This is a genomic window from Bacillus sp. FSL E2-8868 (assembly GCF_038005505.1).
GTDB classification, from domain to species: Bacteria; Bacillota; Bacilli; order Bacillales; family Bacillaceae_G; genus Bacillus_A; species Bacillus_A mycoides.
In genome coordinates, this window is sequence record NZ_JBBOTI010000001.1 from 262,556 (window position 1) to 282,403 (window position 19,848).

The following is a 19,848-nucleotide window of genomic DNA, read 5'->3' on the forward strand; positions in this document are numbered from 1 at the left end:
TAAAGGTATTTTTGTTTGGAAGCGAGTTCATTATTTTCAGAAAGGAAGTGCAAACATGATTAGTCAGTCAACGTTATTTTTATTCATACTACTTATTATAGGACTTATTGCTAAAAACCAATCGCTTACTGTAGCTATTGGAGTGTTATTCTTATTGAAATTTACGTTTTTAGGAGATAAAGTCTTTCCTTATCTACAAACGAAAGGGATTAACCTTGGTGTAACAGTCATTACAATAGCAGTGCTCGTACCGATTGCGACAGGGGAAATAGGCTTTAAACAACTCGGAGAAGCAGCGAAATCGTATTATGCATGGATTGCTTTAGCCTCAGGTGTGGCGGTCGCTTTGTTAGCGAAAGGCGGCGTACAATTATTGACGACGGACCCACATATTACAACCGCACTTGTTTTTGGGACAATTATAGCTGTAGCTTTATTTAATGGAGTCGCTGTAGGTCCATTAATTGGGGCTGGAATTGCCTATGCGGTTATGAGTATTATACAGATGTTTAAATAAGGAATTTTATAGTAATATAAAATTTTTGAATTCTTTCTGTTCACAAAAGTCAGATAATTGTTTATAATAGGATTAGAAACTTTGAAAAGTTACATAACAGCAGAGACTTTACACCAGATAAAATAAAAACAACATAAAACAATTTTATAATGATATTGTTTTATGTTGTTTTTATCATAAACTCTTCGGAATTTATTTTCCTCACTAACTTGTTGTTCTGAGCGTGAGGATTCGGGGAGACATTCACGCTCATGCTTTCCATGTAAGTAATGGACAATAAGAGGGGAACATCGCAATAAATTTGCATGAACGTGCATTTTGCTTGCCTAAAGAGTGAACGAGCGTTCATAATTTATAAGGGGAGCAAATAGATATAAGGAGCAAGGTTGGGAGAATTTTCAGGAAAAGGAGAGAATGTCATGACTGTTATTCGAGGTTTAGAAGGGGTAGTAGCAACAACATCATCTGTGAGCTCTATTATTGATGATACATTAACTTATGTTGGGTATAATATTGATGATTTAGCTGAGAATGCTACGTTCGAAGAAGTAGTGTACTTATTATGGCACCGCAAGCTTCCTAATGAAAAAGAACTAGCGGAATTTAGTGGAACAGTATCTGAATACTATAAAGTACCAGGTGAGATTTTAACATATTTGAAACAAGTAGATTTAAAAATCGCGCACCCGATGTCGGTTTTACGAACTGCGATTTCCATGCTATCATTATATGATGAGAGCGCTGAAATAATGGATGGAAAGTCTAATTATTTGAAAGCGGTTAAATTACAGGCTCAAGTCGGAACTTTAATTGCGGCTTATGCAAGAATTCGTAAAGGGTTAGATGTTGTTGAGCCAAGAAAAGATCTATCATTAGCTGCAAACTTCTTGTACATGTTAAATGATCGTGAGCCAAATGAAGTTGAAATTGAGGCTTTTGATAAGGCACTTGTACTTCATGCCGATCATGAGTTAAACGCTTCTACATTTACTGCACGTGTTTGCGTAGCTACACTTTCAGATGTGTATTCTGGTATTACAGCAGCAATCGGTGCATTAAAAGGTCCTCTTCACGGCGGGGCAAATGAAAATGTAATGAAGATGTTAACTGAAATTGGCGAAGAAGAAAATGTAGAATCATATATTCATAATGCTCTTCAAAATAAAGTGAAAATTATGGGATTTGGTCATCGCGTATATGAGCATGGTGATCCACGCGCGAAACACTTACGCGAAATGTCTAAGAGATTATGCGTGCTTTTAGGAGAAGACAAATGGTATAATATGTCTATCAAAATTGAAGACATTGTAACAAAAGAAAAAGGTCTTCCACCAAATGTTGATTTCTATTCAGCTTCTGTATACCATTGTTTAGGAATTGACCATGACTTATTTACACCTATCTTTGCAATTAGCCGTATGTCAGGCTGGTTAGCTCATATTCTAGAACAATATGAAAACAACCGTTTAATCCGTCCGCGTGCTGATTATGATGGACCGACACATCAAGTGTACGTTCCGCTAGCGCAACGATAAGCGAAAAACACTATTTTGATAGTGAAAATACGCTTTCAAAAGTCTGATTTTTTTGGGAAGATATAATGATTAGAATATTTAAATTTGAATAACGGTTTGAACTGAGGGGTTATTCCCTCAGTTTCATACATATGAAATTTCAAACATGGGGGTTATCACATTGACGACAGGTGAAAAAATTACTGTAACTAATGGTGTTATGAATGTACCAAACAATCCGATTATTCCATTTATCGAAGGAGATGGAATTGGTCCTGATATTTGGGCTGCAGCATCTCGCGTAATAGAAGCAGCAGTTGAAAAAGCTTATGATGGTGAGAAGAAAATCGTTTGGAAAGAAGTGCTTGCAGGGGAAAAAGCATTCAACCAAACAGGCGAGTGGTTACCAGAAGAGACTTTAAATTTAATTCGTGAATATTTAATCGCAATTAAAGGTCCACTTACAACTCCAGTTGGTGGTGGTATTCGTTCTCTAAACGTTGCGCTTCGTCAAGAATTAGATTTATATGTATGTCTACGTCCAGTTCGTTACTTTGAAGGTGTTCCTTCACCTGTAAAACGTCCGGAAGATACTGATATGGTTATTTTCCGTGAAAATACAGAAGACATTTACGCTGGAATTGAATATGCACAAGGTTCTCCAGAAGCAGAAAAAGTTCTTGCTTTCTTAAAAGAAGCAATGGGTGTTAATAAAATCCGCTTCCCAGAAACATCAGGGATTGGTATTAAACCAATTTCAGAGGAAGGGACAAAGCGTCTTGTTCGCGCTGCAATTCAATATGCAATTAACGAAAAACGCTCTTCTGTTACATTAGTTCATAAAGGAAACATTATGAAATTTACAGAAGGTGCTTTCAAAAACTGGGGTTACGAAGTAGCGGAACAAGAATTTGGCGACAAAGTATTTACTTGGGCTGAATATGATCGCATTGTTGAAAAAGATGGAAAAGATGCAGCGAATAAAGCGATGGCAGACGCAGAAGTGGCTGGGAAAATCATCGTAAAAGATTCTATTGCAGACATCTTCTTACAACAAATTTTAACTCGTCCACGTGAGTTTGATGTTGTTGCAACAATGAACTTAAACGGAGACTACATCTCTGATGCACTTGCTGCACAAGTAGGTGGAATTGGTATTGCACCTGGTGCAAACATTAACTATGTGACTGGACATGCTATCTTTGAAGCTACACATGGTACAGCTCCAAAATATGCAGGTTTAGATAAAGTAAACCCATCTTCAGTTCTTCTTTCAGGTGTATTATTATTAGAGCACTTAGGATGGAACGAAGCTGCGAATTTAGTAACTGATTCAGTTGAGAAAACAATTGAATCAAAAGTAGTAACTTATGATTTCGCACGCTTAATGGAAGGTGCAACAGAAGTGAAATGTTCTGAGTTCGCTAATGAACTTATTAAAAACATGGATGTAGCGATAATCAAAAACGCATAATTAAAGCGGGGGGTAAATTATGACAATCAAACGCAAGAAAGTTTCAGTCATCGGTGCAGGATTTACAGGAGCAACAACAGCATTCTTATTAGCACAAAAAGAACTTGCAGATGTTGTATTAGTGGACATTCCACAGCTGGAAAATCCAACAAAAGGGAAAGCGTTAGATATGTTAGAAGCGAGCCCAGTACAAGGTTTTGATGCTAACATTATTGGTACATCTGATTACGCAGATACTGCTGATTCTGACGTTGTCGTTATTACAGCAGGTATTGCGCGTAAGCCTGGTATGAGCCGTGATGACTTAGTAGCAACAAACTCTAAAATTATGAAAAGTATTACGCGCGACATTGCAAAACATTCACCAAATGCGATTATTCTTGTATTAACAAATCCAGTTGATGCAATGACATATTCTGTATTTAAAGAAGCAGGATTCCCGAAAGAGCGTGTTATCGGTCAATCGGGCGTATTAGATACAGCTCGTTTCCGTACATTTATTTCACAAGAGTTAAACCTTTCTGTGAAAGACATTACAGGATTTGTTCTTGGTGGACATGGTGACGATATGGTACCTCTTGTACGCTATTCCTATGCAGGTGGCATTCCGTTAGAAACATTAATTCCAAAAGAGCGTTTAGAAGCAATCGTAGAACGTACACGTAAAGGTGGCGGTGAGATTGTAGGCTTATTAGGAAACGGTAGTGCATATTACGCACCAGCAGCTTCTTTAGTTGAAATGACAGAAGCGATCTTGAAAGATCAACGCCGTGTATTACCAGCTATTGCGTACCTTGAAGGTGAATATGGTTATAGTGACCTTTACTTAGGGGTACCAGTAATTCTAGGTGGTAACGGAATTGAAAAAATTATTGAATTAGAACTTCTTGCAGATGAGAAAGAAGCGTTAGATCGCTCTGTAGAATCTGTACGTAACGTTATGAAAGTTCTTGTTTAATAATTAAATATAAGTGGAAAAAGATTCGGGGCCCCGAATCTTTTTCTACTATATATTGAAATGTTTTTTTGAAATAATATGAAAACGCTATCATTTGGTGTATCCTATAATGAAACTATAGACTTATACTATACATTGCCCTCATCACAGTAAATTTCGGATAAGGTATCGCTTTTAGTAGGATAATAAGGTGAAAAAATCGGAGGGGGTTGTAACATGTTAAAGAAAAAAGTTCAAATTGGTCGTAGAATGGATGAAATTACAGTAGGAGAGAAATTATCTATCACTGAAAAAATTGAGGATAAAGATTTGTTATTGTACTTAGGGTTAACGAATGATGCCAATCCATTATATATTCAGCATGATTACGCATCCCAAACTCCGTATGAAAAGCCGATTGTCCCAAGCATTATGCTAACGGGACTGATTACAACGGCGGTTACGAAATATTTACCAGGTCCAGGTAGTCATATTACTAGGAAGGACCTTACGTTCGTGAAACATGTTCACCATTATGAAACGTTACAAATCCACTTTGAAGTTGTGGCTGTTTCAGAGGAGGAACATACAATTGATATGCTTGTATTTGCTCATGATGAAAAAGGAGAAACTGTTGTAAAAGGTTCATTAACAGTAACACCACCTTTTAAATCTGTTTCCATTATGGAAAAAGCATTAGATAATTTTTAAAAAATGAAAGTTAGAATGATATAAAAGTAGCGTTAGTCATATTCTTATTAAGGGTATGCTAGCGCTACTTTTTGTTTGGAAAGGGTGATATAACTGTGAAATGGGAGAGGGAAGACATTGTTTTTGAAACGATAAGAGAAGCTGAAGTATGGGCCGATTCAATCGCGAATGAAATGTACGGGAAAGTATTTGATGGATATGAAACACCAGATTATAAAATAGCGTATGCTCTTTCGTTTTTCCTAGCGCAAAATCGAGAGTTTATAGTTCATACGGAAAAAGAGTTTAAAAAAGATAGATTCATCTATAAAGTTTGGATAGCGACCGGATAGAGGGAATGAAGTTACGATTGCTTTTATTTTCCGAAACTCTAGTACAAACGAGCTCCATGAATAGACAATTATATTGAGGGAGACCTTATTTTCTAGTATGATGAGAATAACGGGGAAAATACTAGGATGAAGAAGGTTTCAAGTCTATAACTTGGAGGAAAAGAATGAACAATCGTATTTTAGTAGTTGATGATGAGGAATTTATCTTAACTTTAATTGAATTTAATTTACAACAAGCTGGGTTTGAAGTTATTACAGCAATGGATGGAGAAATGGCGCTTCAAAAAGCGACTACAGAACGCCCAGATTTAATTATATTAGATTTAATGCTTCCAAAAATGGATGGTATGGAAGTTTGTAAAGAATTACGATTGCAGCGTATTATGACGCCGATTTTAATGTTAACAGCAAAAGATGATGAATTTGATAAGGTGCTAGGTCTTGAGCTTGGGGCTGATGATTATATGACGAAGCCATTTAGTCCAAGGGAAGTTGTTGCTCGTGTGAAGGCGATTTTGCGCCGTACGAAATTACAGCAGGAAGAACAAGTTTCAGAATCGCCAGATGAAGAGAGCATCAAAATTGCAGAGCTTAAAATTTTACCGGAGTTTTATGAAGCGTACTTCCAAGGAAGGAAACTGGAATTAACACCGAAAGAATTTGAGTTACTTGTTTATCTTGCGAAAAATAAAAGTCGTGTATTAACTCGTGACCAATTATTAAGTGCTGTATGGAATTATGATTTTGCCGGTGATACAAGAATTGTTGATGTCCATATTAGCCATTTGCGCGATAAAATTGAACAAAATACGAAAAAACCGACGTACATTAAAACGATACGTGGTTTAGGTTATAAATTAGAGGAGCCAAAAGTGGATGAATAAGTTTCGTTCCAGGCTTCTTTTTACATTTGTTTCTCTTATCGTTTTTATTTTAGTTGGACTAGGTGTATTATTAGAAACTGTATTTGAAAACTACTATATAGATCATGCTAAAGAGAGAATGATAAAAGAGACACAGTATGTTGCGGTATTAGCAGAAGAGCAAGGGTTTGATGCTGTTTTAAAAAAGCCTTATGTATTTGAAAAGTTAGAAGAAAAAATACCAGCTTCTATTATATTTGTTGATGAAAAAAAGAAAGTTCAATATAGCGGAGGGCAACCATCTGCATTTAATCAAGAGATGATTAAAGAACTTTCTTCTGAAGCAGCAAAACAACGAAGTAAAGTGATTACGCAAGAAACAGATCAAAAGAATGAATTTTATCATGCGGTGTTCGTTCAAGATCTAGCAGGAAAACAAGGATATATTTTGGTGAAAAGTACAATTGAGCCATTGAAAGACGTACATCAAAAAACGTGGGGATTATTAATTATAGGATTTGTTATCGCTTGTCTCGTAGTCGTATTTTTAGGTATGAAAATTACGGGGCAATATATTAGGCCGATTGAATCGGTTACGAAAGTTGCCATTGAATTAGCGAAGGGAAATTATAAAGCACGCGCTTATGAAAGTCATTCGGATGAAACAGGGATGCTGAGTAAAGCGATTAATATTTTAGCTCGTAATTTACAAGAGATGACTCTTGAGCAGGAAATGCAACAGGATCGTCTGCATACGTTAATTGAAAATATGGGAAGTGGAATGATTTTAATTGATAGCCGCGGTTATATAAACCTTGTAAACCGTTCTTATAAGGAAACTTTCCACGTAACAGATGAAGAATATTTAGATCGCTTATATTATGAATCATTTCACCATACAGAAATTATTGAGCTTGTGGAAGAAATCTTTATGACAGAAGTGAAAGTGCGTAAACAAATGTTATTGCCGCTTGGAATTGAGCGAAAGCATTTTGAAGTATATGGAGCGCCGATTATCGGGACGAACCATGAATGGAAAGGTATTGTTCTTGTGTTCCATGACATAACAGAGTTAAAGAAATTAGAACAAATGAGAAAAGACTTTTTAGCGAATGTTTCTCATGAACTAAAGACGCCAATTACTTCTATTAAAGGTTTTTCAGAAACGCTCTTGGATGGGGCTATGGATAATAAAAAATTCTGCGAACATTTCTTACATATTATTTTAAAAGAAAGTGAACGCATGCAAGGATTAATTGAAGATTTATTAGACTTGTCAAAGATCGAGCAACAAGGGTTTAAACTAAATATGGGGACCGTTGATATGAAGGAACTTCTTGAAGATATTCATATGGTGCTTGATAATAAAGCGGGAGAAAAAGAAATCTCTTTACAAGTGAATGCATTGAAACGAGTTTCCGTTATTGGAGATCCAGGCCGCTTGAAACAAATCTTTATTAATTTAATTAATAACGCGATTGTATATACACCGGCTGGAGGCGTTGTTTCTGTTGAATTGGCAGAAGATAAATATAATGCTTATATAAAAGTATCTGATACTGGAATTGGTATTAGTAAAGAGGAAATCCCACGTATTTTTGAACGCTTTTACCGAGTGGATAAAGCAAGAAGTAGAAATACGGGTGGAACGGGTCTTGGTTTATCAATTGTAAAACATTTAGTTGAAGCGCATCAAGGTACGATTACAGTGGATAGTGAGGTTGGGGAAGGAACAACATTTACAGTTGTTTTACCAAAATCAGCTACTGAAAAATAGGATGAAGGATATTTACAATATATTAACAATGGCTTAATTAAATATTAATAAAGCTCTGTTAATATAATATATGAAAACCCCTTCATCCAAGGAGTAATTTTGGACGAGAGTAGTTATGCTATTCTCGTCACTTCCCTTTATGTCAATGTAAGTCTGTTTATATATGATAGAAAAAAACCGTTATTTTTCTTCTCTCTATTAGTCATGTTAATATAGAGAGAGGACAGGAACGGTTTTTTTCTGTGGAAAAAATCGTTTCAAATATGTATGGGGAGGTTTGTAGTTTGGAAAAAAAAGTCGTATTAGTAGATGGTAATAATATCGCGTATCGTGCTTTCTTTGCACTACCGCTTTTAAATAACGACAAAGGTATACATACGAACGCAATTTATGGTTTTACAATGATGTTAATGAGGATACTAGAGGAAGAAAAACCGACGCATATGCTTGTGGCGTTTGATGCGGGGAAAACAACATTCCGTCATAAAACGTATAGTGATTACAAGGGAGGGCGTCAAAAGACTCCACCTGAGTTATCAGAGCAATTCCCGTTTATTCGTGAGGTGCTTGATGCATTCAATGTACCGCGTTATGAGCTGGAAAATTATGAAGCGGATGACATTATGGGAACGTTAGCGAAAGAAGCGAGTGAGCAAGGGTTTCATGTTAAAGTTATTTCAGGAGATAAAGATTTACTGCAACTTGTTTCAGATAATACACTCGTATGTATTCCTCGCAAAGGTATTACGGAAGTAGATGAATATACGAAAGAAGCTTTATTTGAGAAATATAGCTTATCACCAAAGCAAATTATCGATATGAAAGGTTTAATGGGAGACCAATCGGATAACATTCCAGGTGTACCAGGTGTTGGTGAGAAGACAGCAATTAAATTATTAACGCAATTTGAAACGGTAGAAGCAGTATATGAAAACTTAGATCAAGTGAGTGGAAAGAAATTAAAAGAAAAGTTAGAAGCGAATAAAGAACAAGCTCTTATGAGTAAAGAACTTGCGACTATTATTACAGATGCACCGATTACTGTGCATGTAGATGATATGGAATATAAAGGGTATGAACCAAGCGATTTGATTCCAATGTTCGAGAATTTAGGATTTACATCCCTTTTAAATAAGTTAGGTGTTACGCCGGAGGAAACGGCTCCAGCTGAATTAGATGATATTACATTTGATATTGTAGAAGAAGTTGCAGAAGAAATGCTTCAGCAAGATAGTGCGCTTATTGTTGAAGTGCAAGAAGATAATTATCATAAAGCCGATATTCAAGGTTTTGGTATTCAAAATGAAAATGGTTGTTACTTCATTCCGGCCGATGTTGCTCTTAAATCGGATGCTTTTAAAGAGTGGCTTGCAAATGGAGAAATGAGAAAACATACATTTGATGCGAAGCGTGCTATCGTTGCTCTCAAGTGGAAAGGTGTAGATATTCAAGGGATTGACTTTGATTTATTAATTGCCGCTTACTTACTTGATCCAGCCGATACAGATAAAGATTTCCGTACTGTAGCGAAAATGAAAGAAACGCATGCCGTAAAATCTGACGAAGAAGTTTACGGGAAAGGTGCGAAGCGTGCTGTTCCGGGGCTAGAGGTAGTAGCGGAGCATGTAGCTCGTAAAGTGCATGTATTATATGATGTAAAGCAAACGTTCTTAGAAGAATTAAAAAAGAACGAGCAATATGAATTATTTACGGAATTAGAATTACCACTTGCACGTGTATTAGCTGATATGGAAGTGAAAGGTGTAAAAGTTGATACGGAGCGTCTTCGTAATATGGGAGAAGAACTTGCAGGTAGATTAAAGGAAATGGAACAGGAAATTTATAAGCTTGCGGGAACAGAATTTAATATTAATTCACCGAAGCAACTTGGGGTTATTCTGTTTGAGAATTTAAACTTACCAGTTATTAAAAAGACGAAAACAGGTTATTCTACGTCGGCGGATGTGTTAGATAAACTTATGGATCGTCATGAAATTATTCCAAATATTTTACATTACCGTCAATTAGGAAAGCTAAATTCAACTTACATTGAAGGTTTATTGAAAGTTGTACATGAAGATTCATCTAAAATCCATACTCGTTTTAATCAAGTGTTAACGCAAACAGGTCGATTAAGTTCAACAGATCCGAACTTACAAAATATCCCGATTCGCTTAGAAGAAGGAAGAAAGATTCGTCAGGCATTCGTTCCATCAGAAGAAGGATGGATCATGTACGCGGCTGATTATTCACAAATCGAACTTCGTGTGCTTGCTCACATTGCAAATGATCCAGGGTTAGTTGAAGCGTTCCAACATGACATGGATATTCATACGAAAACAGCTATGGATGTATTTGGTGTTGGGAAAGATGAAGTAACATCTAACATGAGACGACAAGCAAAAGCTGTTAACTTCGGAATTGTGTATGGTATTAGTGATTATGGTCTTTCGCAAAACTTAGGAATTACAAGAAAAGCAGCAGCGGAATTTATTGAAAAGTATTTAGAAAGTTTCCCTGGTGTACAAGAATACATGGATGAAATCGTAAAAGATGCGAAACAAAAAGGATATGTGGTTACATTATTAAATCGTCGCCGTTATATTCCGGAAATTACGAGTCGTAATTTCAATTTACGTAGCTTTGCTGAGCGTACAGCTATGAATACACCAATTCAAGGTAGTGCGGCTGATATTATTAAAAAAGCGATGATTATTATGGCAGATCGTCTAGAAGAAGAAGGATTACAAGCACGTCTTCTTCTGCAAGTACACGATGAATTGATATTTGAAGCACCAAAAGAAGAAATTGAAAAATTAGAGAAGCTTGTACCTGAAGTAATGGAGCATGCAATTGAACTAGCCGTTCCATTGAAAGTTGATTATTCTTACGGTCCAACTTGGTACGATGCGAAATAAGGACGTGATGAAATGCCGGAATTACCAGAGGTTGAAAACGTTAGACGGACGCTTGAAAATCTTGTAACAGGAAAAACGATTGAAGATGTCGTTATTACTTATCCCCAAATAGTAAAACGACCGGATGATGCAGAAATTTTTAAAGAAATGCTAAGAGGCGAGACAATTGAAAATATAAAGCGAAGAGGTAAGTTTTTGCTTTTGTATGTAACGAACTATGTAATTGTTTCACATTTGCGCATGGAAGGTAAGTTTTTACTTCATCAAGAGGATGAGCCGATTGATAAACATACGCACGTCCGTTTCTTATTTACAGATGGAACTGAATTACATTATAAAGATGTGAGAAAGTTTGGTACGATGCATCTCTTTAAGAAAGGTGAAGAGTTGAATCAAATGCCCCTTGCTGACTTAGGCCCGGAGCCATTTGATGCTGAATTGACACCGCAGTATTTACAAGAAAGATTGCAAAAAACAAATCGTAAAATAAAAGTCGTATTATTAGATCAGCGTCTTTTAGTAGGGCTTGGAAATATATATGTAGATGAAGTGTTATTCCGTTCTCAAATTCACCCAGAACGAGAAGCTGCATCTTTAACAAAAGAAGAAGTAGAAAGAATTTACGAGGCGATTGTTACAACGCTGGGCGAAGCTGTTAAGCGAGGCGGAAGTACAATTAGAACGTATATTAATTCACAAGGACAAATTGGTTCGTTCCAAGAACTTCTAAATGTATATGGGAAAAAAGGAGAACCGTGTGTTACTTGCGGTACGATATTAGAGAAAACAGTTGTTGGCGGAAGAGGAACGCATTACTGCCCGATTTGTCAGCCGAGAATATAGAAAAGAGATAACATCGGATAGGCATTTGTCATATACATACAGCAGGGCTATGTATAAGGGAGGAGCTTACCGATGTACCTTTATTTATCTCTTATTTTATTAGCTTTTACATTAAGCTTAGATAGCTGTAGTGTAGGGCTAACATACGGGTTAAGGAGCGTAAGAATTCCACTAAGATCAATTATAATTATCGGGATCTGTTCAGCAGCTGTAATGCTCGTTTCCATGGGAATTGGACATATGATCGCGAAAATATTTTCACCTGTTATCGCAACGCGTATCGGCGGATTTGTTCTTATTGGAATAGGTATTTGGGTATTATATCAATTTTTTCGAAGTGATAAAAAAGAAGAACCGAAGCAAGAGGAGAAGGTTTGGAAATTAGAAATTGCTTCACTCGGGCTAGTGATTCAAATTTTGCGGAAGCCGACAGTTGCGGATTTTGATAAATCAGGAACTATCTCTGCAGGAGAAGCGTTACTTCTCGGTATCGCTCTTTCTATAGATTCGTTTGGTGCTGGAATTGGTGCATCTTTATTAGGTTATGCACCCGCGATGATGGCGGTATTAGTCGCGGTTATGAGTTCTTTATTTTTATTTATTGGAATGAAGCTCGGTACGATTTTATCAAATATGAAATGGTTACAAAAATTTACATTCCTGCCTGGGGTATTACTCATTATTATTGGAATTTGGAAAATGTAAGTATGGGCGTGGAACATTAGTTTCGCGCCTTTAATATTGTGAGGAGGATTATTATGACAGTAGTAATTGGATTAACAGGAGGCATTGCAAGCGGAAAAAGTACGGTATCAGAAATGTTTCGTGAAATGAGTATACCGGTTATTGATGCAGATATTATTGCGCGAGAAGTTGTAGAACGAGGAAAACCGGCATATAACAAAATTGTAGAGGTGTTCGGAACGGAAGTGTTACAAAAAGATGGAGAGCTTGATCGACCGAAGCTTGGGAGTGTTGTTTTTTATAATGAAGAAAAACGATTGCAGTTAAACGAAATTGTTCATCCTGCAGTGCGTGAAGAAATGAATGCACAAAAGGAGATGTACATAAAAGAAGATATGCAAGCGGTTGTGTTAGATATCCCTCTTTTGTTTGAAAGTAAATTAACAAATCTCGTTGATCGTGTTTTAGTTGTAGCAGTCACACCGAATACGCAATTGGAACGTTTAATGAAACGAAATAACTTTTCAGAAGAAGAAGCAACGGCTCGTATTCAATCTCAAATGCCATTAGAAGAAAAAGTAAAGAAGGCAGATGAAGTAATTTATAATGATGGCACAATTATTGGAACGAAAACACAATTAGCCTCTATTTTGAAAGAATGGAACATTATTGATTAAAAAATTGTGAAATTAATGAAAATGCTTAGTGACATATCTCCTTTTTGTGTTATACTATTATTGGGATTGGAGATAAATAGTATAACGCATTCAAGGGGGATAACATATTATGACTCGTGTGGCAATTAATGGATTTGGACGTATCGGGAGAATGGTATTTCGTCAAGTAATAAAAGAAAGCGCATTCAAAATTGTAGCAATAAATGCAAGCTATCCATCAGAAACGTTAGCGCATTTAATTAAATATGATACAGTTCATGGAAAGTTTGACGGAACAGTGGAAGCATTTGAAGATCACTTACTAGTTGATGGGAAAATGATTCGCCTTTTAAACAACCGCGATCCAAAGGAGTTGCCTTGGAAAGATCTAGGTGTTGAAGTTGTAATTGAAGCAACTGGTAAATTTAACTCGAAAGAAAAAGCAATTCTTCATGTTGAAGCTGGAGCGAAAAAAGTTATTTTAACAGCACCTGGTAAAAATGAAGATGTAACAATCGTAGTTGGTGTGAACGAAGACCAATTAGATATTACAAAGCATACTGTTATTTCAAATGCATCTTGTACAACAAACTGTTTAGCGCCTGTTGTAAAGGTGTTAGATGAGCAGTTCGGAATTGAAAACGGTTTAATGACAACTGTTCATGCTTATACAAATGACCAAAAAAATATTGATAACCCACATAAAGATTTAAGAAGAGCGCGTGCTTGCGGACAGTCTATCATTCCAACAACGACGGGTGCTGCAAAAGCGCTAGCAAAAGTTCTTCCACACTTAAACGGAAAACTTCATGGTATGGCCCTTCGTGTACCAACACCAAACGTGTCTCTTGTTGATTTAGTAGTAGACGTAAAACGTGATGTAACAGTTGAAGATATTAATGAAGCGTTCAAAACTGTTGCAAACGGTGCATTAAAAGGAATTGTAGAATTCTGCGAAGAGCCTTTAGTGTCTATCGATTTTAATACAAATACACACTCAGCTATTATTGATGGTTTGTCTACAATGGTAATGGGTGATCGTAAAGTGAAAGTACTTGCTTGGTATGATAACGAGTGGGGCTACTCTCGTCGTGTTGTAGATCTTGTAACGTTAGTTGTTGATGAATTAGCGAAACAAAAAAATGTGCAACATATTTAAGTGAACGAGAGAGGGCAAGTGAAAATTTGCCCTCTTTTTTATTTTTTTCTGAAAAGGAAAAAAATTATATAAGTATATTTTTAAATAGTGGACATACCACGAAACGTTGGGATTACTGTATTCGTGAATCATTAATTTTTTTTAGGGAAAAGTAAAGAGGAAAATATGACAGAAAATCGAAAAAACTGTTGTTGCAAAATGAAAATAAACAAAGTATACTAACACTCGTAAACTTAAGAGCTGAGGTACGTAGTCACTACTTAAAGGGTTAGGACCTCTCTGGACTAACTTTCCCCCGTGGTAGTGGAGCAAGCCAAATTGCAAATTAGTTTTCAATTCGAACAGTTAGAATAAATTTACAAGGGGGAACTGTAGAATGGATACTATGGATACGATGGGTCGTCACGTGATTGCTGAACTTTGGGATTGCGATTTCGACAAGCTTAATGACATGCCGTATATTGAACAATTATTTGTGGATGCAGCGCTAAGAGCTGGTGCTGAAGTACGTGAGGTTGCTTTTCATAAATTTGCACCACAAGGTGTAAGTGGAGTAGTAATTATCTCGGAATCACATTTAACAATTCATAGCTTTCCGGAGCACGGTTACGCAAGTATTGATGTTTATACTTGTGGGGATCGTATTGATCCAAATGTTGCTGCAGAATATATTGCAGAAGGTTTAAACGCGAAAACGCGTGAGAGCATCGAGCTTCCTCGAGGCACTGGTAGCTTCGAAATTAAGCAGAGAGAAACAAAAGCTCTTTAAAAAAGAACATAATTGATTTAAAATGTAAAGAGGTGTATAATGCACCTCTTTTTTAGTTTATATAAAATAGGATCACGATATGTAATAACTTAGAGTGGTCATTATAGAAGAATGAGTTATATAATATTGTATATATATTTTCACATGTAGGTGAGTAGCGAAAGAATAAAGATTATAGTGTAAAGGAGTGAATGAATTGCGTTGTCCATCCTGTTTTCATAATGGAACAAGAGTGTTAGATTCGCGTCCGGTAGACGAGGGGCGCTCTATTCGAAGAAGAAGAGAGTGTGAAAGTTGTTTAAGTCGCTTTACGACATTTGAAAGAGTAGAAGAATCACCTCTTATCGTTGTTAAAAAAGAAGGAACACGAGAAGAGTTTAATAAAGAGAAAATTTTACGCGGTTTAATTAAAGCGTGTGAAAAAAGACCTGTATCTTTAAGGCAGTTAGAGGAAGTAACACAAAGTGTGGAGCGTGAACTTCGTAACTTAGGTATATCAGAAGTGAAAAGTGATATGATTGGTGAAATTGTTATGGAAGAACTTCGTGATATTGATGATGTTGCTTACGTACGTTTTGCTTCTGTGTATCGTCAATTTAAAGATTTAAATGTATTTATTGAAGAATTAAAAGATATACTGCAAAAAGAGAGAGAGTAGAAGGAATCTCTTTATATACTGTAAGTAAACGAGATAAGAGAGCTAGAAGCGGAAGCTAATAGCTCTTTTTCGCTAATAAATTATATAATAAAGATAGAACGAGTGAAATGTAGGCTAGATTGGATGAGAGAAAGGAAAAGCAAGAATGGAAAAACAGTCATGGATGGAGCTATTGCCGATTGATCGTTATAAAGTAAGTGCGAAAGGGTTGTTACATAATTACGACCGGAAAGTATTAACGATGTTGTATCAGTCGTTAATAGGTAGTAGAGCTTTTAGCTTATACATGACACTATGGGGAGAGTTAGAGCAAGATCGTGTGTTTGGAAAAGAGAATACACATCACTCCCTTATGGTGACTATGCAAATGCAACTTCCTGAAATATATGGGGAACGAGTAAAGTTAGAAGCGATTGGTCTTTTAAATGTATATATTAAGAAAGAAAAAGATATTCGAATGTTTATATATGAATTGCAACCACCTTTATCTCCGAAGCAGTTTTTTGATGATATTGTTTTAAGTATCTTTTTATATAATCGCTTGAGTCGGACAAAATACAACCAAGTAAAGCAATATTTCTTAGAAGAAGAATTCGATTTTGCTTCTTATGAAAATGTTACGCGCTCCTTCAACGATATATTTGATTCGTTTAACCCAGGTCAGTTTGAATATGCGCAAGAAGAACTGCGTATCCCGAAAACGACAATTATGCCAAGTAACGAGAATGGGGATGCTCCGAAAGTTTGGAACGATTTCTTTGATTTCTCTTTATTTGTAGACGGACTATCAGCCCTTGTTCCTAAAAAGGCGATTACAGATCAAGTGAGAGAATGTGTTATTACACTCGCTTATGTGTACGGTGTGGATGTGTTATCGATGCAAAATATCGTTCTTGGCGCAGTGACAGAAGTGCAAACAATTGATATCGAAAGGCTTCGGAAGGGAGCACGCGATTGGTATCAATTCGAAAATGGTCAAGCGTTACCTGTATTAAGTGAAAGAGTGCAACCTCATGCTGCTCGTACAATGAAAGAGAAAGAGCCATCTACGCAAGAAGAGATGCTAATGAAACAGTTAGAGGAAATCTCGCCAAAACAACTATTGAAAGAGATTTCAGGCGGTGCAGAGGCGACGAAAGCGGACTTGCAAATCGTTGAGGATGTAATGATAAATCAAAAGTTAACGCCAGGGGTTGTGAATGTACTTATTTATTACGTTATGCTACGCTCAGATATGAAGCTTGCTAAAACGTATGTCGAGAAGATTGCTGGACATTGGGCGCGAAAAAAGGTCGGTACAGTAGGCGAGGCGATGGCGCTAGCGAAAGAAGAGAATCGTCAATATCAAGAGTGGGCTGAGACGAAGAAAAAAGGTCGTACAGCGAAGAAAACAGTGCGAAAAGAAATGGTACCAGATTGGCTTAAAGAAGAGTCGAAAGAAGAAGAGAAAGAACCTGTAAAAAATGACGTAAGTGCGAAAAAAGATGCAAGTACGTTAGAAGATGAACGGAAACGATTAGAAGAAGTATTGAAAAAATATAAGCGTGATTAATAAAAGAAAATGAACGCTCTTTGAGGTGAGAAAATGGAGCATATTCAAAATTCATTTACGAAATTAATGGAAAATAAAAACTTTAAAAATAGATATGAAGTCTTAAAGGCAGAAGTGATGGCGCACCCTCGTGTGAAAGAATTTATAGACGAACATAAAGGTGAAGTAACGACTTCTATGATTGAACGAAGTCTTGTGAAGTTATATGAATATATTGGACAAAGTGTAGGGTGTGCGGATTGTCCAGATTTAGGGTCATGTAAAAATATGCTACAAGGATATGAGCCGAAGCTCGTCATTCAAGGTAAGATGATTGATATTCAATACGATCGTTGTATTAGAAAAGTAGCATATGATGAGAGAAAAAAATATGAAAAACTCGTTCAAAGTGTATATATGCCAGTTGACATTTTGCAGGCAACTATGGAAAATTTAGACCCTTCAGATTTAGATGCACGTATTGATGCAATAGGTGCAACGAATGAATTTTTAAACACATACGAACCAGGTAAAAAAGCACAAGGTTTATATTTGTACGGTAAATTTGGTGTAGGGAAAACGTATCTTTTAGGGGCAATTGCAAATGAGCTTGCGCGAAAGAAAATTAGTTCGATGCTCGTATACTTCCCTGAATTTTTACGTGAAATCAAAAGTTCGATTCAAGATAATTCGATTAGCGGAAAGATTGATGCTGTCAAACGTGTACAAGTATTAATGTTAGATGATATCGGGGCAGAAGCGATGTCAAGTTTTGTACGTGATGATGTACTCGGTGCAATCTTGCAATTCCGTATGTTGGAAAACTTACCGACGTTCTTTACATCTAACTTTGATTTCAAACAGTTGGAACATCATTTAACGTATACACAGCGCGGTGAAGCAGAAGAGATGAAAGCGGCCCGTATTATGGAACGAATTAAATATTTAGCGAAGCCAATCCCAATTGGCGGGAAAAATCGTCGTAATAAGTAAAGAGCGAGCTGAGAAGCTTGCTCTTTTTTATCCCGCTATTGGCGGGCAGTAAGACTCCCACCTCAAAATTCGGCTGTAAAGCAAAGAAGTTAGGTGGGAGCCCTGCTGCCCGTAAAAGCCCGATTGGTGCGGGCTAATAATCAGTGGAGGATGGACAAAACCTCCACTGATTAAAGTTTCACTTTATTTTAATCATTTTTTCAGAGTAGCTTGTATCATTTTTTTCTCCCTCCCTTAATATATATAAAATTAGCAAGCCATATCGAGTGGATGTTCTAACGATGGGAGATAGGTTTCTACTAAGAGTGAACTTCCATAGATCGGACTCTTATAGGATTTGTAACGTATAGATGCAATCCTTTAGAGCGGGGATAAAAGGGGGGACAAAAGTGATTGAAATTTGCTTCGAAGAAAAAAATGATGCTGTGTACGTATACAGACAACTAACGAAAAGAACAGAATCCTTATATAAGGAAACAAGTGTATATTTAAATGAACAAAAGGTTGTTATTCATATACCATTATGTGAATCAAATTATATTGAAAAGATTTTATTGCCAGTATTACTATATTTCATTATGAATGTGAAACAAAATGAATGGATTCATACCATTTTAAAGGAAAAGTTTTTTTATGAAGAACAAGAAGAGTGTCATCAAATATTGCATATGGCACATGAGATTTTAAAGGAAAGAAGAAAAGGAGTAGCTAGTGATTTAACACGTCAAAAATTTGAATCTTATATTGCGTCGTCTTTGAATGATTGGCTTTGTGATCCGCTCTCATTCTCGTTTTCATCATACGTTCGTTTTCGTCTTCGTACATATAGGGAAATGGTAACTAAGCTTGCTGAAGTTGCAATTGATGAGTATAAGATGGAGCAGGAATACCAAATATTCATTGAGACACTTCGCCAACAAGTAAGTAGCCGGAAATCACGTTTGTCCTGTGTACATCTTATTTTTGATGAAAGTTTTATTTTCTATGATGATAAAGGTAGGCGTTTAAAACAGGAGAAATTGGTTCAATATATAGATGAAGAATTATTAAAGAAACAGGATGTATATATCGATACGAAAGTAATTGCACCACTTCTTTCTATTTCGCCGAAAAAGATTTATTTATATACGAAAGAACAAGATCATAATATGATTATTACTTTGCGAAATGTATTTCAGGAACGAGTGCAACTACATGGATTACATGAATTTGAGCGCAATGTGAAAAATTTAAAAAATAAAGGTAACGCCCTTGATTTTCTAAGTTTTTGAGCATATAATTACCTACATAAATGAAATATATTGAAATGTCATGATGAGGACATGGGTAGTTTTCTACGATTTTCAGAGAGGGAAGCCTTAGGGTGTGAGCTTCCTAGTACGGGATAATTACTTACCACCTCTAAACTTTAGCAGTGAAAGTTTTTCTAGTAATTGCTAACGGACAACACCGTTATGTTGAACTTGAGCAATTAACAATAAGGTTAATTGGAACAAGGGTGGAACCACGAAT

The 19,848-nt window shown here is 36.3% G+C and carries 18 protein-coding genes and 1 other annotated feature (1 of these 19 running past the window's edge); all 18 genes read left to right on the plus strand.

Features of this window, described 5'->3' with window-relative positions; genetic code table 11:
• The first annotated feature begins 55 nt into the window (after window positions 1-55).
• Entirely contained in the window at window positions 56-517 is a 462-nt protein-coding gene (locus tag NSS74_RS01500) for a DUF441 domain-containing protein (RefSeq protein WP_000625507.1), read from the plus strand.
• A 386-nt stretch (window positions 518-903) separates the two neighbouring features.
• Entirely contained in the window at window positions 904-2,052 is a 1,149-nt protein-coding gene (gene citZ, locus NSS74_RS01505) for a citrate synthase (RefSeq protein ID WP_002015492.1), read from the plus strand.
• Window positions 2,053-2,212: 160 nt separating this feature from the next.
• Window positions 2,213-3,505 carry an NADP-dependent isocitrate dehydrogenase gene (gene icd / locus NSS74_RS01510; protein WP_002088934.1) on the plus strand — a complete coding sequence of 431 codons (1,293 nt, stop codon included), beginning with the start codon at window positions 2,213-2,215 and terminating at the stop codon, window positions 3,503-3,505.
• A gap of 19 nt (window positions 3,506-3,524) precedes the next feature.
• Window positions 3,525-4,463 carry a malate dehydrogenase gene (gene mdh, locus NSS74_RS01515; protein ID WP_002034284.1) on the plus strand — a complete coding sequence of 313 codons (939 nt, stop codon included), beginning with the start codon at window positions 3,525-3,527 and terminating at the stop codon, window positions 4,461-4,463.
• A gap of 216 nt (window positions 4,464-4,679) precedes the next feature.
• Window positions 4,680-5,153, plus strand: coding sequence for a MaoC/PaaZ C-terminal domain-containing protein (locus tag NSS74_RS01520; protein ID WP_002015489.1), 474 nt, complete (start codon window positions 4,680-4,682; stop codon window positions 5,151-5,153).
• A gap of 95 nt (window positions 5,154-5,248) precedes the next feature.
• The gene (locus tag NSS74_RS01525) at window positions 5,249-5,485 is read left to right on the plus strand and encodes a hypothetical protein (protein ID WP_159147150.1); all 237 of its coding nucleotides are present in this window, start codon (window positions 5,249-5,251) and stop codon (window positions 5,483-5,485) included.
• Between the two features lie 164 nt (window positions 5,486-5,649).
• Window positions 5,650-6,369 (plus strand): two-component system response regulator PhoP, encoded by a 720-nt coding sequence (phoP, locus tag NSS74_RS01530; RefSeq protein ID WP_002015484.1) that lies wholly within the window; start codon window positions 5,650-5,652, stop codon window positions 6,367-6,369.
• Window positions 6,362-8,125 carry a sensory box histidine kinase PhoR gene (gene phoR / locus NSS74_RS01535; RefSeq protein ID WP_002167588.1) on the plus strand — a complete coding sequence of 588 codons (1,764 nt, stop codon included), beginning with the start codon at window positions 6,362-6,364 and terminating at the stop codon, window positions 8,123-8,125. The genes phoP and phoR overlap by 8 nt, the downstream gene beginning before the upstream one ends.
• A gap of 284 nt (window positions 8,126-8,409) precedes the next feature.
• The gene (gene polA, locus NSS74_RS01540; RefSeq protein ID WP_159147148.1) at window positions 8,410-11,043 is read left to right on the plus strand and encodes a DNA polymerase I; all 2,634 of its coding nucleotides are present in this window, start codon (window positions 8,410-8,412) and stop codon (window positions 11,041-11,043) included.
• A 12-nt stretch (window positions 11,044-11,055) separates the two neighbouring features.
• Window positions 11,056-11,886: a DNA-formamidopyrimidine glycosylase gene (mutM, locus tag NSS74_RS01545; protein ID WP_012261805.1), complete on the plus strand. Its 831-nt coding sequence runs from the start codon at window positions 11,056-11,058 to the stop codon at window positions 11,884-11,886.
• A gap of 72 nt (window positions 11,887-11,958) precedes the next feature.
• A complete protein-coding gene (gene ytaF, locus NSS74_RS01550) occupies window positions 11,959-12,591 on the plus strand; it encodes a sporulation membrane protein YtaF (protein ID WP_002129352.1) in 633 nt (210 codons plus the stop codon).
• Window positions 12,592-12,644: 53 nt separating this feature from the next.
• A complete protein-coding gene (gene coaE / locus NSS74_RS01555) occupies window positions 12,645-13,247 on the plus strand; it encodes a dephospho-CoA kinase (RefSeq protein ID WP_012261804.1) in 603 nt (200 codons plus the stop codon).
• A 109-nt stretch (window positions 13,248-13,356) separates the two neighbouring features.
• Complete coding sequence (locus NSS74_RS01560) at window positions 13,357-14,385, plus strand: glyceraldehyde-3-phosphate dehydrogenase (RefSeq protein ID WP_340813141.1); 1,029 nt, start codon at window positions 13,357-13,359, stop codon at window positions 14,383-14,385.
• A 385-nt stretch (window positions 14,386-14,770) separates the two neighbouring features.
• The gene (gene speD / locus NSS74_RS01565) at window positions 14,771-15,154 is read left to right on the plus strand and encodes an adenosylmethionine decarboxylase (protein ID WP_002003660.1); all 384 of its coding nucleotides are present in this window, start codon (window positions 14,771-14,773) and stop codon (window positions 15,152-15,154) included.
• Window positions 15,155-15,350: 196 nt separating this feature from the next.
• Window positions 15,351-15,812 carry a transcriptional regulator NrdR gene (gene nrdR / locus NSS74_RS01570; protein WP_001203686.1) on the plus strand — a complete coding sequence of 154 codons (462 nt, stop codon included), beginning with the start codon at window positions 15,351-15,353 and terminating at the stop codon, window positions 15,810-15,812.
• A 145-nt stretch (window positions 15,813-15,957) separates the two neighbouring features.
• Entirely contained in the window at window positions 15,958-17,364 is a 1,407-nt protein-coding gene (locus NSS74_RS01575) for a replication initiation and membrane attachment family protein (protein WP_340813142.1), read from the plus strand.
• A 33-nt stretch (window positions 17,365-17,397) separates the two neighbouring features.
• Window positions 17,398-18,336: a primosomal protein DnaI gene (dnaI, locus tag NSS74_RS01580; protein ID WP_002015473.1), complete on the plus strand. Its 939-nt coding sequence runs from the start codon at window positions 17,398-17,400 to the stop codon at window positions 18,334-18,336.
• Window positions 18,337-18,725: 389 nt separating this feature from the next.
• Window positions 18,726-19,607, plus strand: a complete 882-nt coding sequence (gene ytxC / locus NSS74_RS01585) for a putative sporulation protein YtxC (protein WP_002088921.1) — start codon at window positions 18,726-18,728, stop codon at window positions 19,605-19,607.
• A 31-nt stretch (window positions 19,608-19,638) separates the two neighbouring features.
• Window positions 19,639-19,848 (plus strand) — a binding site (T-box leader); it runs 18 nt beyond the window's last position.